Source organism: Enterococcus sp. AZ128, assembly GCF_051714485.1.
In the GTDB taxonomy this organism is placed as follows: Bacteria; Bacillota; Bacilli; order Lactobacillales; family Enterococcaceae; genus Enterococcus_A.
In genome coordinates this window covers 1,903,095-1,929,519 of the sequence record NZ_JBIORZ010000001.1, presented here as the reverse complement: position 1 = coordinate 1,929,519, position 26,425 = coordinate 1,903,095, and the positions used below count along the sequence as shown (strand labels likewise).

Sequence of the window (26,425 nt, the reverse complement as noted above, 5' to 3'; positions counted from 1 at the left end):
GGCATAATTATTTAAGTGAATCAAATTAATTTTTATGTTTATTCGGCAGGTCTTTCTAAGGAGAACCGGCCTTTTTTGATAACTGTTTTTTCCTCTGGTTGAGGCAATGCTTGATTGATCTTTTCTAATTGTGCTTGAATCTGCTGAATACGAGGTTCAGCTTGAAAGCGAAACTCTTCAACATCCTTTTCAACCCCAGTCTTAAAAGCAGGAACTAACGTATCGAAGGTTCCTTTTAAAGTAACTAACGATTCGCGGAATGCGGTTAGGTTATCATTCAATTCATCCGTTAATTCAACGATTTCTCGTGTATTTGTAATCAATTTTTCTCTTGTTTCTTCACCTTTACGAGGCGCTAACAGAAGTCCGCCTAGTGTCCCAAGACCGGCACCAAATAGAATTCCTTTAAAAAAGCCCATTTATTTCACCTGCTCCTTGATCTTATCAGCAATTGTTTGCATTTCTTCCGGTGTTTGTTGATCGGTATGGTTACCGAAATGAATTGAGAAATCATCTTTTTTGCTATAACGCGGAACTAAGTGTATATGAGAATGGAAAACGGATTGATAAGCTAATTCTTTATTATTATTTAAAATATTTAATCCTTCCATTTCAGGAAAAGCATTCTCAATTGCACGGGCGATTTTAGGGATACGAGCAAAGACATCCGCTGCTAAGGTATCATCGTATTCAAAAATATCAGTTACATGCTGTTTGGGAACAACTAATGTATGGCCCTTCGTGGCTTGTGAGATGTCTAAAAATGCGTAGACTTTGTCATCCTCATAGATTTTGTAGCTAGGGATTTCTTGGTCGATGATTTTACAAAAAATACAATTTTCCATTGCAAACATCCTTTCTGATCATTCATAATTGGTTTATTTTATATCGACGACTGCTAAAGAGAAAACCAGAAGTCGGTGTAAATTCTTCTTTTACTTTACCATAACTTGTTATACTTGTGCTGGAAAAGGTCAGTAGAAGATTAAATATGTGTAGGATTCTGCTATAATACTAACTAAGAAATTGGAGGGAAAAAGATGAGCTTAGCAATTCAGCATGTTACAGGCGGATATGGGCATTTGCCTGTTTTAAAAGATATTAGTTTTGAAGTCCAAAATGGAGAAATGATTGGCCTAATTGGCTTAAATGGTGCAGGTAAATCCACCACGATCAAGAACATTATCGGTTTGTTGACGCCGCAAAAAGGCAAAATCACTGTTGACGAACTAACGTTGCAGCAGGATCCAGAGAATTATCGGAAACGGATCGGATACATACCAGAAACACCCTCATTATATGAAGAGTTAACTTTACGAGAACATATTGAAGTGACGGCAATGGCGTATGGTATTCCAAAAGAGGAAGCGATGCAGCGGGCTGAATCGCTATTAAACACATTTCGATTAGAAAATCGGTTGGATTGGTTTCCAGTGAATTTTTCTAAAGGAATGAAACAAAAGGTGATGGTTTTATGTGCATTTTTAATTCAGCCAAGTTTGTACATCATTGATGAACCTTTTCTTGGTTTGGATCCATTAGCTATTAATGCTTTATTGGAGTTGATGGTGACCATGAAAGAGCATGGGGCAGCAATTTTGATGTCCACTCATATTTTGGCGACAGCGGAAAAATATTGCGATCGATTTATCGTCCTGCATGAAGGAGAAGTAAGAGCACAGGGAACTTTGCAGGAGTTGCAAACGGAATTTAATCTACCCGGCTCTTCTTTGGATGAGATTTATATCGCGCTGACAAAGGAGAAAGAACATGCATGATTTTTTTCTATTAAGGCGACAACGCCATCAGAAAAAAATGATGAAGTACATGCGTTATGTGTTGAATGATCATTTTGTCTTGGTGTGCTTGTTTTTAGTCGGCGGTCTAGCCTTTTACTATTCGAATTTGTTAAAACAATTGCCGCCAGATTTTCCTTGGAGCTTGCCGATCGTGGGTATTGCATGGTGGGTTGTCTTGCCATTTGGTAAATTAGCGACATTAGTCGAACCTGCAGACATGACATTCTTGCTGCCAAAAGAAAAAGAGATGGGAAACTATTTATCTCGCGGCTTACGTCACTCGTTAGCATTTCCGTTTGTTGTGGAATTGCTCATTTGCGGAGCTTTATTGCCGTTAGTCGTTTTAGCTAAGCAAAGCAGTTTTACAAATTTTTTCTTCTATCTAGTAATGCTCTGGGGAATGAAAATTTCTCATCTGCGATTGCAGCGATTGGCATGCTATCAGAAAACAACTGAACAATCGCAACGGTTATTTGCATTATGGTTCATCAGCAGCGGAGCGGTGATCTTTGTCAGTTTGTATGGAGTCGCTTGGATCGGTACGGTGCTTTCTTTAGCACTAACCTTTGGATTTATTTCATTGACGCAGGAAAAGGATCGCCTGTTAGATTGGAGCAAAATGATCGACCGTGAAAACGCTCGACTGCATCGTATTTATCAGTTCATTAATTTATTTACAGATGTGCCTGAGGTTGAAGCGAAAGTGCGTCGCCGGAAATATTTGGATGGTCTGTTGGCAAGGATTTCTTTTAAACAAGAAAATACGTATCTCTATTTATTTGCTCGAGGTGCCCTGCGAGGTGCTGAGTTTGGTGGATTACTTTTCCGCTTATTGATTGTTGGCGGTGTATTATTATTTTCGTTGAATGACTTTCGTTTTGTACTCGGAGTAAGTTTGCTGTTTATTTATCTAATCGGGTTTCAAATGATTCCTCTATACCATCAGTTTGATTACATTAGTGCAACACAGCTTTACCCAGTGGCAACGAAATATAAGAAAGCCGCTTTGCAACGGTTAATGGTCATTCTGTTGTTTGCTGCGGCAGTTATTTTTACTTTGTGCATTCTGGTGCATTTGTCAATCGTTGAAAGTTTAGTATTACTTGTGTTACTTTTAATCGAAATCGGCTTGTTTGCTTGGTTCTATCTCCCAGCAAGAGTAAAGAAAATGGAGGTTTAGTGAATGAAAGTATTATGGAATGAAAAAATCGTAGATGAATCAGAAGTGAAGATCGATCTTGAGGATCGCGGGTATCAATTTGGAGACGGTATTTATGAAGTGATCCGTATCTATGATGGCTACATGTATATGGAAAAAGAACACTTGGATCGCTTATGGGTCAGTGCAGAAAAAATCCGCATGCCCCTGCCTTTTACAAGAGAAGAATTAAGTCAGCGTCTACATCGTTTGGCCGATGAAGTGGGGCTAGAAAATGCACGTGTATATTTCCAAGTCACTCGTGGAACAGCGAAACCGCGTCTGCATAATTTTCCAAATCCAAAAGAGGTCCAGCCAGTATTAATGGCAGACATCCAACCTGCTTCCCGGCCGAGTGCTAAACAAAACATTGGTATTCGCGCTGGTTTTGTAGAGGATAAACGCTGGTTGCATTGCGATATTAAATCTATCAGCCTTTTAGGAAATATTATGGCGTTAGATGAAGCACAACAAAAAGGATACGATGAAGCTGTTTTGGTTCGTGATGGCAATGTGACTGAGGCATCTGCTTCGAATCTTTGGATGGTGAAGGATGATGTAATTTATACTCATCCTGATGGGAATTTGGTACTACCAGGGATTGCGAAAATAAAAATTCGCGAAATATCAAAAGCTCTAGGAATTGAATTGCGGGAAGAAGTATTTACTGAAAAAGAACTTTTAGCAGCGGACGAATGTTTCAAAACTAGCTCAGTAGTGGAAATCATGCCGATTATTGAGATTGATGACCAAAAAATCGGTGATGGAATGCCCGGTAAAATTACAAAAAAAGTTCTCAATGCCTATATTGAATCAGTGAATTTATCCGTTCAAGCGCATCGCGATGAAAAATAATCAAAGAAGAACATATATGCTCTTGACGAAGTGCCTTTCCCCGACTAAAATAGTAAATACGTTTAAAATGCTAGGGGAGGGCCTTGGGAATGGAGTTTCAGTTGGATAGTGACTGGCGTGTGCAGCCGATCAAAGGCGATACGGGAAAAACGTATATCGGCTATCGTGACGAAGATCGCGTCTTCATTAAACGAAATACCACTCCAATGTTGGCAGCCTTATCCCGTGAAGGAATCGCGCCAAAGCTTGTCTGGATCAAACGGACAGGGAATGGTGACACGTTGACTGCGCAAGAATGGTTGGATGGTCGAATACTCGAACCAGAAGAAATTCCTCGTCGCAACGATGTAGTGGATGTTTTATACCATCTTCATCACTCACCTTCATTGAAAGTGATGTTGAAGAAAATGGGAGGACGTCAAGTTTCTCCGCAACAACTCTTGGCAGACTATGAAGCAAATTTGCCAACGATGATTGAACAGAATGGTTTTATTGAATTAGTCTACGATTATTTGAAAAAGAATATTCCAACGTATGCTAAGAAAAATTACACTGTCGTACATGGCGATGTGAATCATCGAAACTGGCTGGTGTGTTCTAACTATTTATATCTAGTCGATTGGGACTCAGTCATGTTCGCTGATCCTGCGTTAGATATCGGAACAATTTTGGGCAATTACGTTCCGCTGTCCAGCTGGAGCAAATGGCTTGTACGTTACGGTATTCGACCAACGGATGAAAATATGGAACGAATTTATTGGTATGGTTTGATGAGTTTGCTTTTAGAGATTGCTCGTCAATACAAACGTAAAGAGTACCATCATATGAACCAATCAATTTTACAATTAAAACGAATTTTTGCTGGAAGCTGAACGTTTCGTTCAGTTTTCTTTTTTGCTAGTTATGCTTAATGAAATCAAAATAATAAGAAATATAGATTTTTTTTGGAGGAAAAAAATGCGAGTAAGAAATCGTCCAGGCGCAGCAGAAATGCTGGCGGCTCGACCCGAATATGTAGTACAAGATCCTGAAGCATGGAAAGGCCGTTGGTCTGAGCGCTTCGGAAACGATCACCCAATTCATATTGAAATTGGTATGGGAAAAGGTCAGTTCATTATAGGAATGGCTGCCGCTCATCCAGAGATCAATTATATTGGTGTAGAGATGCAAGTTAGCGTGATCTCGCTTGCGTTGGATAAGCTTGTTGAAGCGGCATTGCCGAATCTACAGTTATTGCATGTAGATGGTTCAGAATTGACAAATTATTTTGCTGACAGTGAAATCGATCAAATTTATCTGAACTTTTCTGATCCATGGCCGAAAAAGAAACATGAGAAACGCCGTTTAACATCGCCAAGTTTTTTAGCAGTAGATGAAGAAATTTTGCGACCTGCTGGTGAGATTCATTTTAAAACTGATAACCAAGGGTTGTTCGAGTATTCTTTGAGTAGTTTTTCAAAATATGGTATGACACTCGAACAAGTGTGGTTAGATTTACATGAGAGCATTTACGAAGGAAATATCATGACTGAATACGAAGAAAAATTTTCGAATAAAGGTCAACGTATCTATCGAGTAGAAGCACGTTTCCAAGATAAGACAAAATAAATATATGCACTAAGCGAGGATGGACTTTTTTTGGTTCATCTTCTTTTTTTTAAAGCCGATAAATTTTTTTACGTATATTATTCTTGAGGTGAAAGGAATGGAGATCGAAAAGCTTTCAGACGAATTGATTCAATACGGCTTCGAACATCAGATGCAAGATTTATATTTATTACCTCAGGGAGAAAAGTACCGCTACTTTTTTCGACGGGGCCCTTTCTACGAGCGCGAAAACTCAAATCTATCCTATAAAAAAAATGAATTGTGTGTGGTTACAGCCTTGCAGCTGATCAATCGTTTTAAGTATCTGGGTCAAATGGACGTTAGCGAAAAACGAAAAGCGCAATTGGGTGCGATCTCCTACTCCTTACCTCATGGAGAACAAAGGTTGAGACTGTCCACTGTAGGTGATTATTTACAGAGAGAAAGTCTAGTTATTCGCTTTTTACATCAATTTGGGCGGAGTCCGGAGGTTTATCATTTGCCAGAACAGTTGGGCATACTTCAGAAGCAAAGCAAAAGGCGAGGACTTTACTTATTTTGCGGTCCTGTAGGCTCAGGTAAAACGACTTTGATGTATAAGTTGGCGCGTGAAGCAGATGGTCAAGTACTGACGGTGGAGGACCCGGTGGAAATTGAAGAACCTGGATTTTTACAATTGCAAGTAAATGAAAAAATCTATCAAAGTTATGATGAATTAATCAAATTATCTCTACGACATCATCCCGATGTTTTGATCATTGGGGAGGTTCGTGACAAAAAAACTATTCAGGGGGCAATCAGAGCGGCATTGACGGGTCATTGTGTTTACGCGACATTGCATGCTGCCAGCTTAGAATCTGCCCATGCAAGAGTTTTTGAATTGGGCGGCGAGGCGTCATTACTTAAAGAATGTTTGCAGGGAATCATTTATCAAGAGCTTATGCCGATAGATGAGACGATCGGGTTGTTAACGAGTTATCGGTTTTATCAAGATGATTTGCTGTTTACTTGGAAAGAAGGACTTGAGCGTGTGGAGCAAAACAAAATTAACCAGAAGACAGCGAATTGATTTTGTTCATTTATTGGGGGAGCTGTTGGAGAATGGATTTAGCCTGCAGCAGGCTTTTGATTTCTTTATCAATGCGAATCTCTTTGTGCCAATTATTATAGACAATGTCCAACGTGAACTTCATCAGGGACAAAGTTTGGCCGCAAGTTTCGCACAATTGAATTACTCGAATGATCAAATCTTGCAAATCGAATTGGCTGAATCGCATGGAGATCTGGCCCAAACATTATTGGGGATTGCAGAACAAATGAGATTAGTTCAGCGACAAAGAGAAAATTTCCTTAAAGCAGTTTCTTATCCACTTCTCTTGTTAGTTTTTTTGATCGTGATTTTATTAGGTATGCGTTTTTTTCTATTACCGCAATTATTAGCCAGTGGAATGATTCGCGACGAGGACTTATCCGTCCAGTTGATCAAATCGGTGCCGATTATTGGGTTAGGAGCGATCCTTTTTTTACTAATAGTCCTTTTATGCTGGCGAAATTTTGGCAAGCATCACACCTATTTGGTTCGCTTTCGCTACTTAGCGAAGATCCCGTTGGTTGGGACATTATTTAGTAATTATTATTCTGCTTATTTTGCTCTAGAGTGGGGAAAACTTTTTCAGCAGGGCTTGGAATTGCATCAAATTATAGAATGCTTATTAGTGATTGATGGAAAATCTTTAATGCAGGAGTTGGCTGCGGATCTAAAAGTTCGTTTGTCACAAGGCAATACCTTAGCAGAAGAATTGAAGAGATATCCTTTTCTAACGAAAGAATTTAGCCGAATTGTTTTTCAAGGAGAAGCCCGCGGAAATTTAGCTAAAGAATTATTAACCTATAGCCAATTAGTTTGGCGTCGATTTTTTAATCAATTGGAGTTTTTATGTTCGTGGCTGCAACCTCTCGTTTTCTTGATCGTGGCGCTTTTGATTGTCAGTTTGTATTTAACGATGCTTCTGCCTTTAACAAATATGGAGGGAATCTTGTGAAAAAGAAAGTATCTGGTTTTACATTGTTAGAAATGTTAGTTGTTTTATTCGTTATCAGTTTGTTGTTGCTGCTGTTCGTTCCTAAGTTGATTAATCAAAAAGACAGTGCCAGTAAAAAGAGCGATGCGGCTATTGCAAAAGTTGTTGAGACGCAAATCGAAGTATTTGAATTGGACCAAGGCAGAACGCCGAGTAAACAAGAGTTGATTGATCAAGGCTATGTCAAGGAGAAACAATATGAAGCCTATGAACGAAACAAAGGTAAAGAATAATGCAGGTTTTACTCTGATTTAGACATTAATCGTATTAGTGTTGGTTTGTAGTTTTGTCTTACTGCCTACGATTGCATTAAAAAGGTGGCAGCAGCAATTAGAAAAAAATTTTTTCTATTATCAATTTGAAAAGTCGATTTTACATTTGCAACAAGTGGCTATTGCTGATTATTGCGGCACTCGTATTGAACTGCATGAAAATAAACAGATTATTGTTTTTTCTACGATTCATACTGAGTTGCCTTGGAAGCAGCTCAGCGTTCCGCAATCTATTCGTTTGGAAAGCAAAGGCAGTATTTCTTTCAGCGCAGGAAAAGGGAATATTTCTACGGATCAGCCGGGAAATGGAAATATTCCCAAAATTATTTTTAGTGATGATAATCGAGTCACCTATCAATTTCAAATGGGAAGTGGTCGTTTTGAAAGAAAATAAGGGATATATCTTATTAGAGAGTTTAATTTGCCTCGCAATTTTGGTGATTATTGTCTCGAGTTATATAGAGGTAACAGTCAAGATGCAGCAGGAGAGCCAGCAACGTTTAAGTAATCTTACAAATTATCGCGACCTCTATAATGAAACTCGTCGCTGTCGCTTGCATTCCGTTCAATCAGAAAAACCGCAGATTGAAATTTCTTTAGAACAAGGTGTTGCTTCAAATCAACAAGGAGGAATTCTGATTGTTAAAAAGTAAAGGGTTTACTTTGCTAGAAAGTTTAGTTGCTCTCTTAATGCTTAGTGGAATCCTTTTGCTGCTGTCAGGATTAATTCAACATGCACATAAAATGGAGCAGGTGTTGAGTGGATATCATCAGCTGGAGTGGGAAATATTTTTGTTACAGTTAGACAATGAATTAGACGATGTAGAATATATAGCTACAGCGCAAAATGAAATTTCTACTAAAATAGAGGATAAAGGTAAAATGGTTCCTTTGGTCATACTAAAAGTAAATAGGAAAATCATCAAAAGACAATCTGGCGGAAACCAACCATTATTGACAGGAGTGGATCGATTTGTTTGCCAAGAGAAAAATCATGGGGTGGATTTTGTTGTTACGTTCACTGACGGAAAACAGAAAAGAGGAACATGGATCTTTAAATAGCCGAGGCGGAGTGCTGCTTTCCGTACTTATGGCTATTTTTTTGTTTAGCTTTTTATTATTGAAGTTAACGATAAGTTATCATCAAACCGCTGATTTAGTAACGCGTACGGAGCAATTGTATCAGGCTAAAATTGCCAAAGAACTTTTTTTAGCCGATTATCCCAGTTTGAACGATAAAAAAGGGACGTGGGAATTTAATGAGGGTGAGATAACTTATGAAAAAGAGCAGGATCGAGTGAAGATCATTGTGAAAATTAAAAAGAAAACATATCATTTTTATGAAAAAAGTAGCACATCAAATGCCTCCGATTGATATAGCTCGTAGGATCAAGCAAATATAGGCTGTTTTATTGTAAAAGATACTTTTACATTGAATTAGAAATTCAATAATAAAAGAAAGAAAGCGATTGATTAATTGGAACATGTTCGCTAAAATAGAACAGGTATCGTGAGTGTTACATTAGTTAGTGAGGTGCAAGATGAATCCAGAAAAAATTGAAACGGCTTTTTCTTTAATGGAAGAAGCGATCATCGTATTGCAGCGTTCACTAGGAACTTCTTTTTTTGACGCTTACATCGAAAATACGGAGAACTTAGTTGACAATGCAAAAGTACGTGTGCTTGATCAACAACCGAATGAAGCCACTGTAGCAAGAGTAGAGGCGCTTTATCAAGAATTATTAGGGTTAGAGTTAGAGAAAGAGGACTGGCGCAAACTAACACAGCTAGTTTTACTTAAAGGATCAAAAACCGAAAGTTTACAGCCCAATCATCAATTGACGCCTGATAGTATTGGCTTTTTATTTGTCTTTTTGATCGAACAATTAACGCTGAGGAAAGATCAACCGCTAGAAATTTTGGATATTACTGTTGGCATGGGGAATTTATTGCTGACGACAGTAATAAATTTACAAGCTGCAAAGTATTCGGTTAAAGGAATCGGCGTGGACAATGACGAGACGTTACTGGCAATTGCTGCCTCGAATAGTCTGTTAATGGATGAAAAAATAAAACTGTTCCACCAAGATAGTCTGCAGGACTTATTAGTAGATCCTGCCGATTATGTAATCGGCGATCTGCCTGTCGGTTTTTATCCAAATGATCAGCAAGCTGAGAAGTTTGCGACCCATTCTGAAAAAGAACACAGCTATGCTCACCATCTATTGATGGAACAAGCAATGAATTATGTGAAGCCAGACGGCTTTGGCTTATTCTTAGTACCAAGTAATTTTCTTGAAATGGAACAGGGACCGTTGTTGCAAAAATGGCTGAAGAATGAAGTACTGCTGCAAGGAATCATTCAATTGCCCGATGAACTATTCAAATCAGAACATTCTCGTAAAAGTATTTTATTGCTGCAGAAAAAAGGCGAGACGGCTGAACAAGCCGAAAAAGTTTTACTCGTTCATTTACCATCATTAAAGGACCCGACTCAAGTAACAGAGTTCTTCAAAAAATTCGAGGACTGGAAGTCTTCTAATTTATAAACTGCTCAAATGAGCGAAAAGCATTTCAATTATAAAGGAGAGTTAAAATGTCAAAAACAATTGCAATCAATGCAGGTAGTTCAAGTTTAAAATGGCAACTTTATCAAATGCCTGAAGAATCAGTAATCGCAAAAGGAATCGTTGAACGAATCGGGATTAATGATTCTATCTTCACTATCAAATATGGCGATGGACAAAAATTTGAACAGATTTTAGATATCAAAGATCATGAAGTAGCGGTTCAAATGTTACTAGATCAATTGATTGAACTAAAAATCATTGCGTCATTTGATGAAATCACTGGTGTTGGCCATCGTGTAGTAGCTGGCGGCGAATACTTTAAAGATTCTGTTTTGATCGACGATGATGTCTTAGCAAAAATTGAAGAGCTAAGTGAATTTGCACCATTGCACAATCCAGCGAATGCGATGGGAATCAAAGCTTTCCGCCATATTTTACCAAATGTTACGAGTGCGGCTGTTTTTGATACTTCTTTCCATGCAACGATGCCAGCTGTAAACTATTTATATAGTATCCCCAAAGAGTACTACGAAAAATATGCAGCTCGTAAGTATGGCTTCCATGGAACTAGTCATCGTTATGTTTCGGAACGTGCGGCTGAATTACTTGGCAAGCCAATTGAAGAAACAAAAATCATTACTGCTCACATCGGAAATGGCGGATCAGTTACTGCTGTTGAAGGTGGAAAATCAGTTGATACATCCATGGGCTTCACACCATTAGCTGGTTTGACTATGGGAACACGTGCTGGCGATATCGATGCGTCATTGCTTCCATACCTAATGGAAAAAGCAGGAATCAAAGATATCAATGAAATGATTGATGTGTTAAATAAAAAATCAGGTGTCTTGGGCCTAACTGGCATTTCAAGCGACATGCGTGACATCGAAAATGGCGCTGACGAAGGTAATGAAGAAGCTATTTTAGCTTTGGATATTTATTGTGACCGTATTCGTAAATATATTGCTCAATACATTTCAGTGATGAATGGTGTAGATGCGATTGTCTTCACTGCGGGTGTGGGTGAAAATGCAGATCCAGTTCGCCGGATGGTTTTAGAAAACCTGACTTGGTTTGGGATTGAAATCGATGAAGAAATCAATAAGAGCATCCACGGAAAAGAAGCAGAGCTTTCAACTGAGAATTCTCGTGTGAAAGTTTACGTGATTCCAACGGATGAGGAAGTAATGATTGCTCGCGATGTTGAGCGTTTAAGTAAATAAATTATTGAAGGCCTTCGCAAAAAATAGCGGAGGCCTTTTTATCTAAAAAAATCTTAAAGCATAATTTTGTTGTATAAGAACAAAACTATGCTATTTTTTTGTGCTAAACTTTTTTATGAAAGCGAGAGTGACTGTTATGAGTGAAAAAAGAGAGATCGAACGTTCCATTCAAGAATACGTTCCGGGGAAACAGGTCACACTTGCTCATTTGATTCCCCATGCCAATCAAGAAGTCTTCGAAAAACTTGGTCTTGAACATACTGGTGATGCGATAGGGATTTTGACGATTACCCCGAGTGAAGCGTCGATTATTGGTGCGGATATTGCCAAAAAATCGGGAAATGTGTCGATTGGTTTTATGGATCGTTTTAGTGGAGCAGTGGTGATTATCGGTGAAGTATCGTCAGTAGAGTTTGCATTAAAGCAGGTAACCAATTCTCTTGCAGCTATTTTGGATTTCGATGTTGCTGAAATCACTAGGACTTAGTGTATGAAACGAATCATTTTTATTGGTGAAACTGGATCAGGGAAAACGACGTTGATGCAGCTTCTGAATGATTGGGAAATTAGGTATCATAAAACACAGCAGGTTTATTTTACAGAGAATGTGATTGATACACCTGGCGAATTCATGGAGAATCGTTTCTACTATAATGCGTTAGTCAGTTCGGCTGTCGGTGCGGATTGCATCGCCATCGTTCAAAGTATTACGAGTAAGCAAAATTATTTTCCGCCCTGTTTTTCTTCGCGCTTTACAAAACCGATGATTGGGATCATCACAAAAACTGATTTGGAGCATAGTCAGGCGGACTATGACTTGGCACAAAAAAGATTGCGTTTAGCAGGAGCTAGAGAAGTTTTTTCGTTGTCTACTATGAATCAAGAAGGAATTTCAGGATTAAAAGATTTTTTAGTAACGGATGAATTTTGACAACGATTACATTCTGAGTTATTATGGATGCATAAATAATTGAATAAGAGCATTTGGAGTAGGGAACAAGGTGTGAATCCTTGACAGACCCTTTCTACTGTATAAGCTGACAAAATCTCAATAAGCCACTTTCGGGAAGGCGAGATGGAGGATGAAGCGAAGTCAGGATACCTGCCCTTTTGCTGAGATAATTGTATTGGGAGAATTATTTCACCATAGAAATAGTCAAAGCGACGTTTATTTGGTGAGGTGTCTTCCAGACACCTCACCTTTTTTTGCGAGTTCCACTTTTTGTAGCTTGTATAGCGAAAAAAGAAATCATTGATTTAGAATGAATTGCGGATAATGATGCTAGTGGAATCGTATGCGAACGAAGATAAGCTCATTTTTCCCGCTTTTTGAAAAATCAATTTCCATTAAATTGAGATAGCTCCTAAATAAAGAAACACTTTTTCTAAAGTACGTGTACGATTCTGCTAAACTTTACTGTTAATAATTTACTTAGTACTGTTTTCTTCAGATTAGTCGTTTTATACTGCGAAAAGCAGAACTCGAAAAAAAACAGCCGAATGACGGCTGTTTCATATAAATTATTTGATTTTCCGGTAATTGACTGGGGTCATACCAACAAGCTCTTTGAATATTTTGCAGAAATAGCTTGTTTGGGAATACCCAATATTTTGTGAAATGGATTTGATGCTTAAATTCGATTGAGACAAAAGAACTTTTGCTTGTTCGATTCTTTGCTGATTCAAATAGGTGATAAAGCTAACACCGATTTCCTTTTTGAACAAACGGCTGAAATAGAATTGGCTTAAATAAACATGATTAGCCACATCTTCCAAGGTCAAATTCGTCGTTAAATTGGTATCGATATAAGAAATAGCTTTACGGATTTCATCATTTTTTGAGTTTATTGAATTTTTGTTTTCTTTTTTATTCGGATGAAAGTTAAATTTAATTTGATCACGTGGGTCGTCGTCATTAAAATGATAGTCGCCAATCGTCTTGAGTAGAGCTGCGGCAGATTCTATTTGAGTATTACTAACGGTCTTAATCTTTTTTCGAGCTTGCCTCAATTCAGGCGAAGATTCCCAATGGGTGACAATCGGGTGGATTCGGGTAAATGAATTTTCAGATTCGTTATTCATTTCCACTTGGCCAAATAATGCAAATCCAATTAATTGATTATTGCGAATAATAGGTAATGAAATATCTGTGAGTCCGGCGTGACAACGATAAATGCAAGGGTTCCCATTTTTTGAGGCTTCTAAACCTCCAAAGGCATCACATTTTTGGCAAAGAGACTTAAATTCTGGGGTGGAACGCATGAGCTGACAAAACGGGGAAAAGTTATACAGGTCGGAAGTTTCCTTTCCATGTATATCAACAAGAACTGAGCCAAAATCAGCAGCAAGAGCAAAATCTTGAATTGTTTTGGAAAGTTGTAAGGAACTTTCCAAGTTCATTGTACTGGTATTCTCCATGTAAGCGCCTCCTAATCACTTATCATTTTACCAGAACCAAAATTTTTTTTAAATCTTGTTTAGACCAATAACATTATTTTGACCAGCAGAAGACAAAATATTACTATTTATTGAGCTTAATCGACACTTGATTGAAGCTTATTTGGCGTTGTCTTGACATAATGTGACAACAAAATATTCATAATGTAAATAAATGAACCAAAAGATAGGACAAATTTGTTCTATCTTTTTTGTTTATCATTAGAAATGTAAGTGCTATCAAAATAATTAGGAGGAATGTTTTATGCAACAGGAAGCGTTAGGAATGATTGAAACTAGGGGATTGATTGGTGCTATTGAAGCAGCTGACGCAATGGTAAAAGCTGCAAATGTTTCCTTAGTTGGAACGGAAAAAATTGGTTCTGGATTAGTCACTGTAATGGTACGAGGAGATGTAGGTGCAGTCAAAGCAGCAGTTGATGCAGGGGTTTCTGCGGCCAACGCGGTAGGAGAAGTTGTTTCTAATTATGTTATTCCACGGCCACATACTGAAGTTGAAGGCTTGCTCCCTAAGTCAGAGTAGAAAGGGTGGGATAGCTGATGGCAAACACAGATCAAAAGATTGAAGAAATCATGAAGCGCGTGCTCGCAAAAATGGAGACGAAAGACGAGCCGAAAATAACTAATGGAGGAGATCAAAAAATGATTGAAAAGCAATGTGCATTGACTGAATTTGTAGGAGCTACAGAGTTTGGAGATACGATTGGCTTAGTAATCGCAAACGTAGATTCATCTTTATTAGAAACGATGAAATTAGAGAAAAAATACCGTTCAATCGGAATTGTTGGTGCCCGTACTGGTGCTGGACCTCATATTATGGCTGCTGATGAAGCGGTTAAAGCGACAAACACTGAAGTTATCTTAATCGAAATGCCTCGTGATACGAAAGGCGGAGCTGGTCATGGATCGATCGTGATTTTTGGCGGCGATGACGTATCTGATGTGAAACGTGCGGTAGAGGTTACCTTGAAGGAAGTTGATACTCGTACGTTTGGCGATGTATACGGAAATGAAGCTGGGCATATCGAGTGCCAATATACAGCACGTGCTAGTTATGCCTGCAATAAAGTATTTGGTGCTCCAGTCGGAAAAGCCTTCGGTATTCTAGTGGGCGCTCCTGCTGCGATTGGGGTTGTAATGGCTGATACAGCGCTAAAATCAGCAAATGTAGATGTAGTTTCTTACGCAACACCGCAAAATGGTCAAAGTTTCTCAAACGAGGTAACGATGACAATTACTGGCGATTCTGGAGCTGTTCGTCAAGCGATCATTTCAGCGCGCGATATTGGTTGCCAATTATTGGGTACAATGGGAAGCACGCCTAAAAATGATCAACCATCATACATTTAAGAGTGGGAGTGAAAAATAGATGAAATCAAAACGATTTGAAGAATTAGAAAAAAGACCGGTCAATCAAGATGGTTTCGTAGATGAATGGGTAGAAGAAGGACTAATTGCGATGCAAAGTCCCAATGACCCTAAACCAAGCATCAAGATCGCCAACGGTGAAGTGGTCGAACTTGATGGAAAAGACAAAGCCGATTTTGACTTGATCGATTCTTATATCGCTCAATACGGAATTGATTTGACTCGTACAGAAGAAGTAATGGCTATTCCATCGAAGGAATTAGCCAATAAAATTGTTGATCCAAATATTTCGCGAGAAGAAATCGTTCAATTAACAACGGCTGCTACACCAGGGAAATTGAATGAAGTCGTTGGGTATATGAACGTTGTTGAAATGATGATGGCCGTTCAAAAAATGCGGGCTCGTCGTCGTCCTACAACCCAATCTCACGTAACAAACGTTCGTGATAATCCTGTTCAGATCGCAGCAGATGCGGCTGAAGGTGCTTTGCGAGGATTTGATGAACAAGAAACGACGGTTGCCGTAGCACGTTATGCACCATTCAACGCGGTTGCAATCATGGTTGGTTCGCAAACAGGGCGTCCAGGCGTATTGACTCAATGTTCATTAGAAGAAGCAACAGAGCTTGATTTAGGAATGCGCGGATTTACAGCTTATGCTGAAACAATTTCTGTCTATGGGACTGAGCAAGTGTTTACTGATGGGGATGATACACCTTGGTCTAAAGGATTCTTAGCTTCTTGTTATGCCTCTCGCGGATTGAAAATGCGCTTTACTTCGGGAACTGGATCAGAAGTACAGATGGGTTATGCAGAAGGAAAATCAATGCTTTATCTTGAAACACGTTGTATCTATTTAACAAAAGCAGCGGGGGTTCAAGGGTTACAGAATGGTTCAATCAGCTGTATCGGTGTTCCGGGGGCAGTTCCTTCAGGAATTCGAGCTATTTTAGCAGAAAATTTGATTGCAATGCTGCTTGACCTTGAAGTGGCTTCAGGAAATGACCAAACCTTCTCTCATTCAGATATTCGTAGAACTGCTCGCTTGTTGATGCAATTCTTACCGGGTACAGATTTCATTTCATCAGGTTATTCAGCAACACCAAACTATGACAATATGTTTGCTGGTTCTAACTTCGATGCAGATGATTTTGATGACTACAATATTATTCAACGTGACTTGAGAGTTGATGGCGGATTACGTCCAGTTAGTGAGGAAGATGTTGTTGCTGTTAGAAATAAAGCAGCGAGAGCCTTACAAGGATTGTTCGAAAAATTGGGCTTGCCTACGATTACTGATGAAGAAATTGAAGCGGCAACTTATGCGCGCGGTTCGCAAGACATGCCTGAACGTGACATGGTTCAAGACATCAAAGCTGCTCAAGAGCTGCTAACTCAAGGAATGACTGGATTGGATCTGGTAAAAGGCTTATCCGAAAGTGGTTTCGAAGATGTAGCAACCAGCTTGCTTAATCTCTTAAAACAACGTGTAGCTGGAGACTTCTTGCAAACCTCTTCAATCTTTGATGCGGATTGGAACGTAATTTCAGCAGTCAATGATAAGAATGATTACGCTGGACCAGGAACTGGTTACCGTCTAGACGGCGCAGAGTGGGAAAAAGTAAAAGCTATTCCTAAAGCCATCAATCCGAAAGATATTTAAGACTATCAAAGCCGCTTTTCACTGTGTGACAAGTGGAAGGATATGGATGGTAAATCAAAGCATCATACGATTTTGAAACTAACGCGGAATGATAAACAACGAAAAAATTAATTCCTTAATATGAAATAGGATGTCAGTTCCACTTTTCGCAGTTTGATAAAAAGACCAATAATGGTATCAAAGAGAACGACTATCAATTTTTAAGAAGCTAGTGGAATGATATACGGCGAGAAAATAAGACTAATTTTTACGTTAGAAAAATTAATTCCTTAATATGAAATAGGAGGATTAAAAATGACAGAACTGAATGAAAATCTTTTGCGCTCCATTATTAAAGAAGTCCTTACTGAGATGGAATCGAATACTGGAGACCAGCCTGTTGCCTTTGAACAAGCGAAGACAGAATCTGCGACTTCATCTGACTGGTTTAAATCTGTCGGTGTTGCGCAGCCGGGAAATTCTCAGGATGAAGTAGTTATAGCGGTGGCTCCTGCTTTTGCGGATTCGCAAACAACCAATATTATCGGCGTTCCTCATAAAGAAATTCTAAAACAAGTGGTTGCCGGTATTGAAGAAGAAGGATTAAAAGCGCGGGTTGTTAAAGTTTATCGTACGTCTGATGTTGCCTTTGCTGGTGTCGAAGGAGATAGGTTATCAGGTTCAGGTGTTTGTGTGTCGATCCAATCAAAAGGCACAGCAATCATTCATCAAAAGGATTTGCAACCGTTGTCAAATCTAGAGCTATTCCCGCAAGCTCCGCTGATTACGTTAGAAACGTATCGCGCGATTGGGAAGAATGCTGCGAAATATGCTAAGGGTGAATCACCAAATCCAGTACCGATGATGAATGATCAAATGGCTCGGCCAAAGTATCAAGCTTTGTCAGCCCTACTCCACATCAAAGAAACGAAGCACGTAGTAATCGGAAAACCAGCAGAAGAAATTTCTGTAACTTTATAGTGAGGTGACTAGAATGAATGAGCAATCTATAGAAAGTTTGGTTCGAGGAATCTTAAAAGATATGAATAGCGGAGCAAGTACCGTAGCGCCAGAAAATCCAGTAAACGCTGGAGCGGCAACGGTTGCTGACTATCCAATCGCAAAAAATCATCCAGACTGGATCAAAACAAAGACTGGCAAGACATTGGATGATATTACGTTAGAAAATGTGTTAAATGGATCATTGACACCTGACGATTTAAAAATTACTCCACGCATTTTGAAAGCACAGGGAGAAATCGCAACGAGTGCCGGCAGAAAAACAATCGCTTCAAACTTTGATCGTGCATCCGAATTAACTGCGGTGCCAGATGCCCGCGTATTAGAAATGTACAATGCACTTCGGCCATACCGTTCAAGCAAGCAAGAATTATTAGATATCGCGAGTGAGCTGGATACGAAATACAATGCGCCAATCAGTGCGAACTATTTCCGTGAAGCCGCTGATTACTATGAAAAACGTAAAAAACTTAAAGGTGATAATTAATTTTTTGTTCGGAAATTCAGGAAGAGGAGCAATGAACGATGAAACGTGTAATTGGGATTGATATTGGAAATTCCTCAACTGAAGTTGCTTTGGTTGAAATTGATGACCATCAACATGTCCGATTCCTAGAATCAGCAATTGCGGATACGACCGGAATAAAGGGAACGAAGAAAAATCTATTTGGTATCTATAAAGCAATCAACGAGGCTTGTGCAAAAAATCGTTTAAAGGTCGGAGAAATCGATTTGATTCGGATTAATGAAGCGACGCCTGTTATTGGCGATGTTGCGATGGAGACGATCACAGAAACGATCATCACTGAATCAACAATGATTGGGCACAATCCTAAAACGCCAGGGGGGTTAGGCCTTGGCGTTGGAACGACGCTTCGTTTTGCTGAGCTTGATAAAATCGGCGAGAAGGATGTTCCCTATATTTTGATCATCGAGAAGTCATTTGATTTTGACGATGTCGCTCGTCAAATCAATCATTTTGTGGCAAATGGCTATTTGATTAATGCGGCAATCATGCAGTCAGACGACGGAGTCTTAGTGAACAATCGTTTAACTAAAAAAATACCGATCGTTGATGAAGTTTCTTATATCGATAAGGTTCCTGTCAATATGTTGGCAGCAGTCGAAGTTGCTGAAACAGGTCGCGGAGTCTCACAATTATCAAATCCGTACGGGATTGCAACTGTCTTTGATCTTGATTCCGAAGCGACTAAGAACATTGTTCCTGTCGCCAGAGCACTGATAGGAAATCGTTCAGCAGTCGTGATAAAAACGCCAAAAGGTGATGTCAAGGCTCGAACGATTCCTGCTGGGAAAATCGAGGTCACTGGCGGAAATCGCCGCAGTACAGTTGGTATTTCAGCAGGTGCTGAAAAAATTATGGAGACTGTATCGGCTTTCGAAGTGATCGACAATGTGACTGGCGAATCAGGTACGAATGTTGGCGGCATGTTAGAAAAAGTTCGATTGACGATGGCTGAACTAACAGATCGCCCAGTCAATCAAATCTTTATTCAAGATTTATTGGCGGTCGATACGTTTGTACCCATCAGTGTCAAAGGCGGGGTTGCCGGAGAATTTTCTATGGAACAAGCTGTTGGGATCGCATCGATGGTCAAATCAGATCATTTGCAAATGTCAAAAATTGCGGATGAAATTCAACAAGATCTAGGGATCAAGGTTGAAATTGGCGGTGCTGAAGCTGAGGCCGCGATCTTAGGCGCACTGACGACACCTGGAACGTCTGCACCATTAGCAATCTTAGATTTGGGTGCGGGATCAACTGACGCGTCCATCATCAAAAAAGATGAGGTAATCGTAGCGACACACTTGGCTGGTGCAGGAGATATGGTAACGATGCTGATTCAATCGGAACTAGGCTTGGAAGATGTCTACTTGGCAGAGGATATAAAAAAATACCCATTAGCTAAAGTGGAAAATATTTTTTACATCCGCCATGAAGACGGCTCTGTTCAATTTTTTGATCAGCCGTTAGATCCAGCGTTATTTGCAAAAGTAGTGGTAGTGACACCTGATGGCTATGTACCGATACCAGGCGATGATTCGATTGAGAAGATTCGGTTGGTTCGACAAACCGCGAAGGAACGTGTTTTCGTAACGAATGCCTTGCGTGCGTTACGACGGGTGAGTCCTACTGGAAGCATTCGCGACATTCCATTTGTCGTGATCGTCGGGGGCTCGGCTTTAGATTTTGAGATACCGCAGATCGTAACTAATGCCCTTTCTCACTATGGGTTAGTGGCTGGACGTGGAAATATTCGACAAATCGAAGGGCCGCGAAATGCTGTGGCGACCGGTTTGATTCTTTCCTATTTGAGGGAGGGATTCGATGGAGCTTGATTTTAATGTTCGTCCAGAGGTGTTGATCTATTTTTCTAAAACCGCTTCGGCAGAGGATATCCAATACGTTCTTTATGGTTTAGAAGAGGAAAAGATCCCTTTTTCTCTAGAACAAAAAGATTTTCCAACAGCGACAGAAGCTGCCTATGTTGCAGCAAATACTTCTTCGCTTAACGTTGGAATTGGTTATGTAAATGATGAAGTAGCTCTTCATTACAAAAATTTGGCACCAGAAACTCCTTATCAATCGATTCAACGAGTTGTAACTTGTCCGCCATTAATTTTAAAAAGCTTTGGCGGGAATGCGGCACGTTTAGTAAAGGGTGTGCCATTCAAATCAATTGATCCTATGGAGGTGAAAATATGAATCAAGCAATTGGCTTAGTCGAAGTAAAAGGTCTGGCTAGTGCAATTGAAGTATCAGATACGATGGTCAAAGTAGCAAATGTTGAACTCCTAGGTGTAGAAAAAGCCAAAGGATTTGGCTGGATGACTGTGAAGGTCGCTGGTGATGTCGGGGCAGTGAAGGCAGCGGTAGATGCTGGAAAAGCAAAGGCTGTCGCAAATAATGTGTATCTTTCAGCACTGGTTATTCCTCGCCCAGCCAATAATCTAGAAAAGTTTTTCTTTGCGAAAGAGCAGAAAGCTTCTGATAACTCTGTTGAAAGTGTCGAGGAAACACCACCGATGGTAAATGAACCTGTAGAAATATCACCGGGAAAAGTTGAAGCAGAATCGAAAACGGATGAAAAATCAGTGATCGAGGAACCGACTAAAGCGGAGAATATCAAAGAAGAAGCAATCAAGAAAGAGCCAATTAAAGAAAAACCAATCAAGACGGAACAAAAAAAGAAAAAAAATCCATCTAGAGGATCGAAAAAAACTTCAGATTCCAAGAAGAAGTAGTCCCAGATGGTAGATGGTATACGGCTTGAAAAAAGAATTAATTTTTACGTTAGGAAAATTAGTTCATTGATATGAAATAGGAGGAATAGACATGAATGATGCATTAGGAATGATCGAGACAAAAGGATTAGTAGGTGCCGTTGAGGCAGCCGATGCAATGGTCAAGGCTGCAAATGTAACGCTAGTTGGAACTGAAAAAATTGGTTCAGGACTTGTTACTGTCATGGTTCGCGGCGACGTTGGTGCAGTCAAGGCTGCTGTTGACGCAGGCTGTGCAGCTGCTGAAAAAGTGGGAGAAGTGGTTTCCGTTCACGTAATCCCAAGACCGCATCGCGATGTGGATGATATTTTAGTACCTAAAGTAGGCAATGAGTAATTACAACATTGAGGAAATTAGAAAAATTGTTCGTGAAGTGTTATTGGAGATGCAAGCAGAAACATTTCCAATCGGCATCTCTAACCGACACATACATTTAACGGAAGAACATTTTGATATTCTATTTCCAAATGAAGTGATTGAATCGTTGAAACCACTTAAACAACCTGGAGAATTTGCTTCGAAACAAACCGTAACGCTTGTTGGGCCAAAGGGCGAGATTACTAAAGCTCGAATTTTAGGGCCTCTGCGGAAACAGTCGCAAGTTGAGATCTCAAAAACGGATGCTCGAAATCTTGGAATTCAAGCTCCGATTCGCTTATCTGGACATTTAGATGATGCGGTTGAAATCACGATTCGCAGTGAAGCTGCCGAGTTGACGATTCCAGCGGCGATTGTAGCAAAACGACATATTCATTTGAATTTTCAAGATATGGAACGTTTAAATTTGAAAGAGGGCCAAGTGGTTTCAGTAGAAATTTTTGAAGGAGCGCGTCGCTGTATTTTTAATGATGTTGAATTGCGGCCTGGAAAAAATTTCGTTTTAGAAATGCATGTAGATACAGATGAAGCCAATAGTGCAGATATTCAGCTAGATACACGAGGACGGATTATTAGAGAATAGTCCAAAGGAGGAAGTATGGAATCAATCGAGAAAGCCAATCAATTATTAACATCTTTTCATGAACTTGTGAACACAAAGCAAGCGGAGGATTTTGATCCGGAAGATGGCTATAAAGTTGGAGTCGATTTAGGTACTTCCTCGATCGTGTTGGTTGTTTTAGATAGCAATAATCGACCGATTTTTGGTGCTTTTGAGTATGCGGATGTTATTAGAGATGGGCTGGTTGTTGATTATCAGAAATCAGTTCAAATCGTTAATCGTTTACGGGAACAAGCAGAAGAAGCGCTTGGTTTTTCTCTGAAGGCCGCGTCAGGTGCCATTCCGCCGGGAACTGTAGGAAACAACAAGCGAGTGGTAGCGAATGTTATCGAGAGTGCGAATATGCTGGCAGATCAACTAGTCGATGAACCAACAGCGGCGGCATTAGTCTTAAGTGTAGACAAGGGTGCTGTAGTGGACGTTGGCGGAGGAACGACGGGGATCAGTATATTTGAGAATAATCAGCCGATCATTGTGGAAGACGAACCAACCGGCGGTACCCATATGACATTAGTAATCGCCGGGAATAGTAGAATTTCTATTGAGGAGGCGGAACTGATCAAACGAGATCCCGACCGTGACCGAGAAAATTTTATTATATGCCGCCCAGTGATTCAACGAATGGCAAATATTACCGCCAATGTATTAAGTAAGCATCCAACAGAACCAATCTATGTCGTTGGCGGAGCATCTTATCTATCTGAATTTGAACAAGAATTCTCAAATTATTTGGATCAAAAGGTTTATAAACCAAAATATCCTCAATTTGTCACACCAATTGGAATTGCGATGTCGTCCACTCCGATCGTTGATTAAGCGAGCAGACGCAAGGCAATCTTCAATGGAACAGCAACTATATCTGCAATAAGAATTGGGAGTAAGAATATGGACGAGTTAGTTGAGCGTATTATTTCAATTATCAATCAACGAGAACAAAATACCCTATTTCTTTCTTGTCGTACGCCTTACCATACTAATCAAGAAATTAGAAGCTTTTTATACAATAAGCATATTCATTTGACCGAGGTAGATATCCTATTTTTAGAGCGGTTCATAAAAAAGGACAGTGAAGATCCGCTAGTGAAGTGGCTTTATCATAGCTATGACTATGATTGTTGCTTAACCTTTGAACTTGCTTTTTCAAACACGGATTTGATTCCAAATGAATTATTCAACGAATGCAGTGTGACATTGCTTAACAATCAAGGAAAACAATATTTTCGATTTCCTAAAAAAATCATCACCTATCAGCAAATAGCCATGTTGACGCAGGAGGACATTTTGCTGCTTGCGTCCAATCAATTAATTACAGACTTGGCAAGGGATCGATTACGGGAAAAGAAAGTCATTGTTATAGAAAGGAGTTCAACCCTATGTTGATGGCAAAAGTAATTGGAAGTGTTGTTTCGACCCAGAAGGATGAATCATTAGTGGGGAAAAAACTGATGATCATTCAGCCGATTAATTCTGAACAGCAAGAGATTCGCTTTCAACAGGTAGCGGCAGATACGGTAGGGGCTGGTATTGGAGATTACGTCTTGTTGACGAATGGTTCCTCGGCCAGAAAACTATTTTCGACTCCTTCAGATGCTGTTGATTATGCAATCGTTGGAATTATTGACACGTTTGATTTTTAGGGAGCTGAGGAAAGTATATGGCGATTTATACAAAAACGGGAGATAAAGGAACAACGAGCCTTTTTGATGGGACACGAGTAAAAAAGTCTGATCTGCGAGTAGATACTTACGGAACATTTGACGAATGCTGTGCGCAAGTCGTTGTAGCTCAGAAATTAGTGAAGGATTCCGAGACTATCCGGCATTTGGAATGGGTTCAGCAAAAACTATTCCAATTGAATGCGGAAATCGCGACAGAAAAGGATTTCAACAAACTAGAGACAAAAAGCACCTTGATTGCGGCAGCTGATATTCATCAAATGGAAGACTGGATCGATCAGTACACCAAACGGTTGCCTGAGCTTCACAGTTTCATTTTACCGGGACAGACACTTTCAGCAGCCCAACTGCATGTGGCGCGTGCTATTTGTCGGCGAGGTGAACGCTTATTGACGGATTTATCGGAATCAGCGGAGGTACGAGAAGACGTACGGAAATTTGTTAATCGGCTATCGGATTGCCTCTATATTTTTGCTCGAATGGAAGATCATGGTGAAACCGAAAAAAAGTTAGTAGATGAAATTTTACACCGTTATCTAGAACAAACCGGAAGCCCAAGTAAAAAGAGTCCTCTGACAAGACATCATAAGATTTTTGGAGCTTGTGAAGAACAGGCTGAAAAAATGGGTGTCCCAGTTTCAATGGCATTAGTTGATGAAACGGGTTGTTTACTAAGTTTTTATCGGATGTCAGGAGCCTTGCTGGTCAGTGAATCCTTGGCTCAGAAAAAGGCCTATTCAGCTGTTGCGATGAAAACAAATACCCATGAATTGAAAGAACTGGTCCAGCCAGCGGGTGCTCTGTATCAATTGGAGACTCTGACGGACGGACAAGTCGTTACTTTTGGCGGCGGCTTCGTGATCAAAGATTCAGCGGGGAATGTAATCGGCGGTTTAGGTATCAGCGGCGGCGCGGTTGAGGAAGACATGGCGATCGCTCAAAAAGGTTTAGAGAAGTTGAAGGAGATTTGACATGCGAGAAGAAGAGATAAAAGAACTAATCACAAAAATTCTTCAAGAAGCTCAAACAACAACATCTCCGGCGAAGGAATTTGGTGTTTTTGAGACTGTTGAAGAAGCTATTCATGCGGCGAAATTTGCCCAGGAATGCTATGAAAATCAAACTTTAGAAACAAGAAGAAAAGTGATTGAAGCAATTCGTTGCGGCATGCGGCCGCATATTGAAAAAATTGCCTGCGACACTTTGGAAGAAACTGGCATGGGACGCTACGAAGATAAACTTCAAAAGCTCCAGCTCGTTTTAGATAAAACACCAGGTGTCGAGGATCTGCACACAGAAGCATTGACTGGCGATAATGGTATGACGCTTTATGAGTTATCACCTTATGGAGTGATCGGAGCTGTAACTCCGAGTACTAATCCAGCGGAGACATTGATTTGTAATTCGATCGGAATGCTGGCAGCTGGAAATGCGATCTATTTCAGTGTCCATCCAGGTGCAAAGAAGATTTCTCGCTGGGTAGTAAGTAAGATGAACGAGCTTGTCTATGAAGCGTGCGGTATTCAGAACTTGATTGTCACGATTGCTGAGCCGTCTATTGATGCGGCCCAAGAAATGATGGTTCATCCTGATGTGCCGTTATTGGCGATCACAGGTGGACCGGGCGTGGTACGACAAGCGTTGAAAAGCGGAAAAAAAGTTATTGCTGCTGGAGAAGGAAATCCGCCATCGCTGGTTGATGAAACTGCGAATGTTGAAAAGGCGGCGAAGGACATCGTTATCGGTGCTTCTTTTGACAATAATATTTTATGTACAGCTGAAAAAAGCGTAGTAGTTGTTGAACAAGTAGCAGACTATTTAATTCTTCAAATGGAAAAAAATGGCGCCTACTTGGTTCAAGATGAAGCGGTCATTCAAAAAATGGTCGATATGACGATTATGGGGAATGGTGCTCCAAGTCGGAAATTTATCGGAAAGGACGCCAACTACATTTTAGCTGAAGCGGGCATTGCGGTCGATTTTGATGTGCGGGTAATCATTTTACGGACAGATAAAATCCATCCTTTTGTTGTGAAAGAGATGTTGATGCCGATTCTGCCGGTTGTTACGGTGAAGGATTTTGATGAAGGGCTTGCGACAGCTTTGCAGGTTGAAAATCGCCGTCATCATACAGCAACGATGCATTCTCAAAATGTTGGCCGCATGAATCTTGCAGCTAAGAAATTCCAAACATCGATCTTTGTCAAAAACGGTTCATCTTTTGCCGGTTTAGGTTTTGGCGGGGAAGGTCCAACGACCTTTACGATCGCGACACCAACGGGAGAATGTACGACATCTGCCCGCGATTTTGCTCGAAAACGCCGTTGTGTACTGACTGATGGGTTTTCAATTCGCTAGAAGGAGGAATTC

The 26,425-nt window shown here is 40.0% G+C and carries 34 protein-coding genes and 1 riboswitch; of the genes, 31 read left to right on the top strand and 3 right to left on the bottom strand.

Annotation, left to right across the window (positions count from 1 at the left end):
• Positions 1 to 38: 38 nt before the first annotated feature.
• Both IGI38_RS09465 and IGI38_RS09460 read right to left on the bottom strand, forming a co-directional pair.
• The gene (locus IGI38_RS09465) at positions 39 to 419 is read right to left on the bottom strand and encodes a YtxH domain-containing protein (RefSeq protein ID WP_438729155.1); all 381 of its coding nucleotides are present in this window, start codon (positions 417 to 419) and stop codon (positions 39 to 41) included.
• The gene (locus IGI38_RS09460; protein ID WP_438729153.1) at positions 420 to 845 is read right to left on the bottom strand and encodes an HIT family protein; all 426 of its coding nucleotides are present in this window, start codon (positions 843 to 845) and stop codon (positions 420 to 422) included. It lies immediately after the preceding gene.
• 195 nt (positions 846 to 1,040) lie between these two features.
• On the opposite strand from IGI38_RS09460, the gene IGI38_RS09455 reads away from it, so the two are divergent.
• The 16 genes from IGI38_RS09455 (at position 1,041) to IGI38_RS09380 (ending at position 12,516) form a co-directional block, all read left to right on the top strand.
• A complete protein-coding gene (locus IGI38_RS09455; RefSeq protein ID WP_438729151.1) occupies positions 1,041 to 1,778 on the top strand; it encodes an ABC transporter ATP-binding protein in 738 nt (245 codons plus the stop codon).
• On the top strand, positions 1,771 to 2,979 hold the full coding sequence (locus IGI38_RS09450; protein ID WP_438729149.1) for an ABC transporter permease: 1,209 nt from the start codon (positions 1,771 to 1,773) through the stop codon (positions 2,977 to 2,979). Before IGI38_RS09455 ends, IGI38_RS09450 begins: the two co-directional genes overlap by 8 nt.
• 3 nt (positions 2,980 to 2,982) lie before the next feature.
• The gene (gene dat / locus IGI38_RS09445; protein WP_438729147.1) at positions 2,983 to 3,852 is read left to right on the top strand and encodes a D-amino-acid transaminase; all 870 of its coding nucleotides are present in this window, start codon (positions 2,983 to 2,985) and stop codon (positions 3,850 to 3,852) included.
• 89 nt (positions 3,853 to 3,941) lie between these two features.
• Positions 3,942 to 4,724, top strand: coding sequence for a phosphotransferase family protein (locus IGI38_RS09440; RefSeq protein ID WP_438729145.1), 783 nt, complete (start codon positions 3,942 to 3,944; stop codon positions 4,722 to 4,724).
• 85 nt (positions 4,725 to 4,809) lie between these two features.
• Positions 4,810 to 5,460 carry a tRNA (guanosine(46)-N7)-methyltransferase TrmB gene (trmB, locus tag IGI38_RS09435; protein WP_438729143.1) on the top strand — a complete coding sequence of 217 codons (651 nt, stop codon included), beginning with the start codon at positions 4,810 to 4,812 and terminating at the stop codon, positions 5,458 to 5,460.
• Between the two features lie 97 nt (positions 5,461 to 5,557).
• Positions 5,558 to 6,508, top strand: a complete 951-nt coding sequence (locus tag IGI38_RS09430) for an ATPase, T2SS/T4P/T4SS family (protein WP_438729141.1) — start codon at positions 5,558 to 5,560, stop codon at positions 6,506 to 6,508.
• A complete protein-coding gene (gene comGB / locus IGI38_RS09425; RefSeq protein WP_438729139.1) occupies positions 6,468 to 7,481 on the top strand; it encodes a competence type IV pilus assembly protein ComGB in 1,014 nt (337 codons plus the stop codon). Before IGI38_RS09430 ends, comGB begins: the two co-directional genes overlap by 41 nt.
• Positions 7,478 to 7,753, top strand: coding sequence for a competence type IV pilus major pilin ComGC (comGC, locus tag IGI38_RS09420; RefSeq protein WP_438729137.1), 276 nt, complete (start codon positions 7,478 to 7,480; stop codon positions 7,751 to 7,753). Before comGB ends, comGC begins: the two co-directional genes overlap by 4 nt.
• A 40-nt stretch (positions 7,754 to 7,793) precedes the next feature.
• Entirely contained in the window at positions 7,794 to 8,186 is a 393-nt protein-coding gene (gene comGD, locus IGI38_RS09415; protein ID WP_438729135.1) for a competence type IV pilus minor pilin ComGD, read from the top strand.
• Complete coding sequence (gene comGE, locus IGI38_RS09410) at positions 8,164 to 8,445, top strand: competence type IV pilus minor pilin ComGE (RefSeq protein ID WP_438729133.1); 282 nt, start codon at positions 8,164 to 8,166, stop codon at positions 8,443 to 8,445. The genes comGD and comGE overlap by 23 nt, the downstream gene beginning before the upstream one ends.
• Entirely contained in the window at positions 8,432 to 8,854 is a 423-nt protein-coding gene (gene comGF / locus IGI38_RS09405) for a competence type IV pilus minor pilin ComGF (RefSeq protein ID WP_438729131.1), read from the top strand. Before comGE ends, comGF begins: the two co-directional genes overlap by 14 nt.
• A complete protein-coding gene (comGG, locus tag IGI38_RS09400) occupies positions 8,766 to 9,167 on the top strand; it encodes a competence type IV pilus minor pilin ComGG (RefSeq protein WP_438729129.1) in 402 nt (133 codons plus the stop codon). Before comGF ends, comGG begins: the two co-directional genes overlap by 89 nt.
• Positions 9,168 to 9,333: 166 nt before the next feature.
• On the top strand, positions 9,334 to 10,341 hold the full coding sequence (locus tag IGI38_RS09395) for a class I SAM-dependent methyltransferase (RefSeq protein WP_438729127.1): 1,008 nt from the start codon (positions 9,334 to 9,336) through the stop codon (positions 10,339 to 10,341).
• A 47-nt stretch (positions 10,342 to 10,388) separates the two neighbouring features.
• On the top strand, positions 10,389 to 11,585 hold the full coding sequence (locus IGI38_RS09390; RefSeq protein WP_438729125.1) for an acetate kinase: 1,197 nt from the start codon (positions 10,389 to 10,391) through the stop codon (positions 11,583 to 11,585).
• 136 nt (positions 11,586 to 11,721) lie between these two features.
• On the top strand, positions 11,722 to 12,072 hold the full coding sequence (locus IGI38_RS09385; RefSeq protein ID WP_438729123.1) for a BMC domain-containing protein: 351 nt from the start codon (positions 11,722 to 11,724) through the stop codon (positions 12,070 to 12,072).
• A gap of 3 nt (positions 12,073 to 12,075) precedes the next feature.
• Positions 12,076 to 12,516 (top strand): EutP/PduV family microcompartment system protein, encoded by a 441-nt coding sequence (locus tag IGI38_RS09380; RefSeq protein ID WP_438729121.1) that lies wholly within the window; start codon positions 12,076 to 12,078, stop codon positions 12,514 to 12,516.
• A gap of 30 nt (positions 12,517 to 12,546) precedes the next feature.
• Positions 12,547 to 12,709: riboswitch (cobalamin riboswitch) on the top strand.
• A gap of 397 nt (positions 12,710 to 13,106) precedes the next feature.
• Here IGI38_RS09380 and IGI38_RS09375 read toward each other — a convergent pair.
• Entirely contained in the window at positions 13,107 to 14,003 is an 897-nt protein-coding gene (locus IGI38_RS09375) for a PocR ligand-binding domain-containing protein (RefSeq protein ID WP_438729119.1), read from the bottom strand.
• A gap of 283 nt (positions 14,004 to 14,286) precedes the next feature.
• On the opposite strand from IGI38_RS09375, the gene IGI38_RS09370 reads away from it, so the two are divergent.
• The 15 genes from IGI38_RS09370 to IGI38_RS09300 all read left to right on the top strand — a co-directional run bounded on the left by IGI38_RS09370 (position 14,287) and on the right by IGI38_RS09300 (position 26,413).
• On the top strand, positions 14,287 to 14,565 hold the full coding sequence (locus IGI38_RS09370; protein WP_438729117.1) for a BMC domain-containing protein: 279 nt from the start codon (positions 14,287 to 14,289) through the stop codon (positions 14,563 to 14,565).
• A gap of 17 nt (positions 14,566 to 14,582) precedes the next feature.
• Positions 14,583 to 15,392: a propanediol utilization microcompartment protein PduB gene (gene pduB, locus IGI38_RS09365; protein WP_438729115.1), complete on the top strand. Its 810-nt coding sequence runs from the start codon at positions 14,583 to 14,585 to the stop codon at positions 15,390 to 15,392.
• Between the two features lie 19 nt (positions 15,393 to 15,411).
• Complete coding sequence (locus IGI38_RS09360; RefSeq protein WP_438729113.1) at positions 15,412 to 17,073, top strand: propanediol/glycerol family dehydratase large subunit; 1,662 nt, start codon at positions 15,412 to 15,414, stop codon at positions 17,071 to 17,073.
• A gap of 294 nt (positions 17,074 to 17,367) precedes the next feature.
• Positions 17,368 to 18,033: a propanediol/glycerol family dehydratase medium subunit gene (locus IGI38_RS09355; protein WP_438729111.1), complete on the top strand. Its 666-nt coding sequence runs from the start codon at positions 17,368 to 17,370 to the stop codon at positions 18,031 to 18,033.
• Between the two features lie 13 nt (positions 18,034 to 18,046).
• Positions 18,047 to 18,559 carry a diol dehydratase small subunit gene (locus tag IGI38_RS09350; RefSeq protein WP_438729109.1) on the top strand — a complete coding sequence of 171 codons (513 nt, stop codon included), beginning with the start codon at positions 18,047 to 18,049 and terminating at the stop codon, positions 18,557 to 18,559.
• Between the two features lie 38 nt (positions 18,560 to 18,597).
• Positions 18,598 to 20,433, top strand: a complete 1,836-nt coding sequence (locus IGI38_RS09345) for a diol dehydratase reactivase subunit alpha (protein ID WP_438729107.1) — start codon at positions 18,598 to 18,600, stop codon at positions 20,431 to 20,433.
• A complete protein-coding gene (locus IGI38_RS09340; protein WP_438729105.1) occupies positions 20,423 to 20,800 on the top strand; it encodes a glycerol dehydratase reactivase beta/small subunit family protein in 378 nt (125 codons plus the stop codon). The genes IGI38_RS09345 and IGI38_RS09340 overlap by 11 nt, the downstream gene beginning before the upstream one ends.
• Positions 20,797 to 21,339 carry a BMC domain-containing protein gene (locus IGI38_RS09335; RefSeq protein ID WP_438729103.1) on the top strand — a complete coding sequence of 181 codons (543 nt, stop codon included), beginning with the start codon at positions 20,797 to 20,799 and terminating at the stop codon, positions 21,337 to 21,339. The genes IGI38_RS09340 and IGI38_RS09335 overlap by 4 nt, the downstream gene beginning before the upstream one ends.
• 91 nt (positions 21,340 to 21,430) lie before the next feature.
• Positions 21,431 to 21,715, top strand: a complete 285-nt coding sequence (locus IGI38_RS09330) for a BMC domain-containing protein (RefSeq protein ID WP_016181462.1) — start codon at positions 21,431 to 21,433, stop codon at positions 21,713 to 21,715.
• A complete protein-coding gene (gene pduL / locus IGI38_RS09325) occupies positions 21,708 to 22,340 on the top strand; it encodes a phosphate propanoyltransferase (RefSeq protein WP_438729101.1) in 633 nt (210 codons plus the stop codon). The genes IGI38_RS09330 and pduL overlap by 8 nt, the downstream gene beginning before the upstream one ends.
• A 15-nt stretch (positions 22,341 to 22,355) precedes the next feature.
• The gene (gene eutJ, locus IGI38_RS09320) at positions 22,356 to 23,195 is read left to right on the top strand and encodes an ethanolamine utilization protein EutJ (RefSeq protein ID WP_438729099.1); all 840 of its coding nucleotides are present in this window, start codon (positions 22,356 to 22,358) and stop codon (positions 23,193 to 23,195) included.
• Between the two features lie 69 nt (positions 23,196 to 23,264).
• A complete protein-coding gene (gene pduM / locus IGI38_RS09315) occupies positions 23,265 to 23,759 on the top strand; it encodes a PduM family microcompartment protein (protein ID WP_438729097.1) in 495 nt (164 codons plus the stop codon).
• A complete protein-coding gene (locus tag IGI38_RS09310; RefSeq protein WP_438729095.1) occupies positions 23,753 to 24,016 on the top strand; it encodes a EutN/CcmL family microcompartment protein in 264 nt (87 codons plus the stop codon). The genes pduM and IGI38_RS09310 overlap by 7 nt, the downstream gene beginning before the upstream one ends.
• 17 nt (positions 24,017 to 24,033) lie before the next feature.
• Entirely contained in the window at positions 24,034 to 25,026 is a 993-nt protein-coding gene (locus IGI38_RS09305; RefSeq protein ID WP_438729093.1) for a cob(I)yrinic acid a,c-diamide adenosyltransferase, read from the top strand.
• Between the two features lies 1 nt (position 25,027).
• Positions 25,028 to 26,413 (top strand): aldehyde dehydrogenase family protein, encoded by a 1,386-nt coding sequence (locus IGI38_RS09300; RefSeq protein WP_438729091.1) that lies wholly within the window; start codon positions 25,028 to 25,030, stop codon positions 26,411 to 26,413.
• Positions 26,414 to 26,425 lie beyond the last annotated feature (12 nt).

What these genes read in the sequence shown, in the direction of transcription:
- IGI38_RS09465 (WP_438729155.1), bottom strand. Translation starts at nt 419, where the DNA reads ATGGGCTTTTTTAAAGGAATTCTATTTGGTGCCGGTCTTGGGACACTA.
- IGI38_RS09460 (WP_438729153.1), bottom strand. Translation starts at nt 845, where the DNA reads ATGGAAAATTGTATTTTTTGTAAAATCATCGACCAAGAAATCCCTAGC.
- IGI38_RS09455 (WP_438729151.1), top strand. Translation starts at nt 1,041, where the DNA reads ATGAGCTTAGCAATTCAGCATGTTACAGGCGGATATGGGCATTTGCCT.
- IGI38_RS09450 (WP_438729149.1), top strand. Translation starts at nt 1,771, where the DNA reads ATGCATGATTTTTTTCTATTAAGGCGACAACGCCATCAGAAAAAAATG.
- dat (WP_438729147.1), top strand. Translation starts at nt 2,983, where the DNA reads ATGAAAGTATTATGGAATGAAAAAATCGTAGATGAATCAGAAGTGAAG.
- IGI38_RS09440 (WP_438729145.1), top strand. Translation starts at nt 3,942, where the DNA reads ATGGAGTTTCAGTTGGATAGTGACTGGCGTGTGCAGCCGATCAAAGGC.
- trmB (WP_438729143.1), top strand. Translation starts at nt 4,810, where the DNA reads ATGCGAGTAAGAAATCGTCCAGGCGCAGCAGAAATGCTGGCGGCTCGA.
- IGI38_RS09430 (WP_438729141.1), top strand. Translation starts at nt 5,558, where the DNA reads ATGGAGATCGAAAAGCTTTCAGACGAATTGATTCAATACGGCTTCGAA.
- IGI38_RS09395 (WP_438729127.1), top strand. Translation starts at nt 9,334, where the DNA reads ATGAATCCAGAAAAAATTGAAACGGCTTTTTCTTTAATGGAAGAAGCG.
- IGI38_RS09390 (WP_438729125.1), top strand. Translation starts at nt 10,389, where the DNA reads ATGTCAAAAACAATTGCAATCAATGCAGGTAGTTCAAGTTTAAAATGG.
- IGI38_RS09385 (WP_438729123.1), top strand. Translation starts at nt 11,722, where the DNA reads ATGAGTGAAAAAAGAGAGATCGAACGTTCCATTCAAGAATACGTTCCG.
- IGI38_RS09380 (WP_438729121.1), top strand. Translation starts at nt 12,076, where the DNA reads ATGAAACGAATCATTTTTATTGGTGAAACTGGATCAGGGAAAACGACG.
- IGI38_RS09375 (WP_438729119.1), bottom strand. Translation starts at nt 14,003, where the DNA reads ATGGAGAATACCAGTACAATGAACTTGGAAAGTTCCTTACAACTTTCC.
- IGI38_RS09370 (WP_438729117.1), top strand. Translation starts at nt 14,287, where the DNA reads ATGCAACAGGAAGCGTTAGGAATGATTGAAACTAGGGGATTGATTGGT.
- pduB (WP_438729115.1), top strand. Translation starts at nt 14,583, where the DNA reads ATGGCAAACACAGATCAAAAGATTGAAGAAATCATGAAGCGCGTGCTC.
- IGI38_RS09360 (WP_438729113.1), top strand. Translation starts at nt 15,412, where the DNA reads ATGAAATCAAAACGATTTGAAGAATTAGAAAAAAGACCGGTCAATCAA.
- IGI38_RS09355 (WP_438729111.1), top strand. Translation starts at nt 17,368, where the DNA reads ATGACAGAACTGAATGAAAATCTTTTGCGCTCCATTATTAAAGAAGTC.
- IGI38_RS09350 (WP_438729109.1), top strand. Translation starts at nt 18,047, where the DNA reads ATGAATGAGCAATCTATAGAAAGTTTGGTTCGAGGAATCTTAAAAGAT.
- IGI38_RS09345 (WP_438729107.1), top strand. Translation starts at nt 18,598, where the DNA reads ATGAAACGTGTAATTGGGATTGATATTGGAAATTCCTCAACTGAAGTT.
- IGI38_RS09340 (WP_438729105.1), top strand. Translation starts at nt 20,423, where the DNA reads ATGGAGCTTGATTTTAATGTTCGTCCAGAGGTGTTGATCTATTTTTCT.
- IGI38_RS09335 (WP_438729103.1), top strand. Translation starts at nt 20,797, where the DNA reads ATGAATCAAGCAATTGGCTTAGTCGAAGTAAAAGGTCTGGCTAGTGCA.
- IGI38_RS09330 (WP_016181462.1), top strand. Translation starts at nt 21,431, where the DNA reads ATGAATGATGCATTAGGAATGATCGAGACAAAAGGATTAGTAGGTGCC.
- pduL (WP_438729101.1), top strand. Translation starts at nt 21,708, where the DNA reads ATGAGTAATTACAACATTGAGGAAATTAGAAAAATTGTTCGTGAAGTG.
- eutJ (WP_438729099.1), top strand. Translation starts at nt 22,356, where the DNA reads ATGGAATCAATCGAGAAAGCCAATCAATTATTAACATCTTTTCATGAA.
- pduM (WP_438729097.1), top strand. Translation starts at nt 23,265, where the DNA reads ATGGACGAGTTAGTTGAGCGTATTATTTCAATTATCAATCAACGAGAA.
- IGI38_RS09310 (WP_438729095.1), top strand. Translation starts at nt 23,753, where the DNA reads ATGTTGATGGCAAAAGTAATTGGAAGTGTTGTTTCGACCCAGAAGGAT.
- IGI38_RS09305 (WP_438729093.1), top strand. Translation starts at nt 24,034, where the DNA reads ATGGCGATTTATACAAAAACGGGAGATAAAGGAACAACGAGCCTTTTT.
- IGI38_RS09300 (WP_438729091.1), top strand. Translation starts at nt 25,028, where the DNA reads ATGCGAGAAGAAGAGATAAAAGAACTAATCACAAAAATTCTTCAAGAA.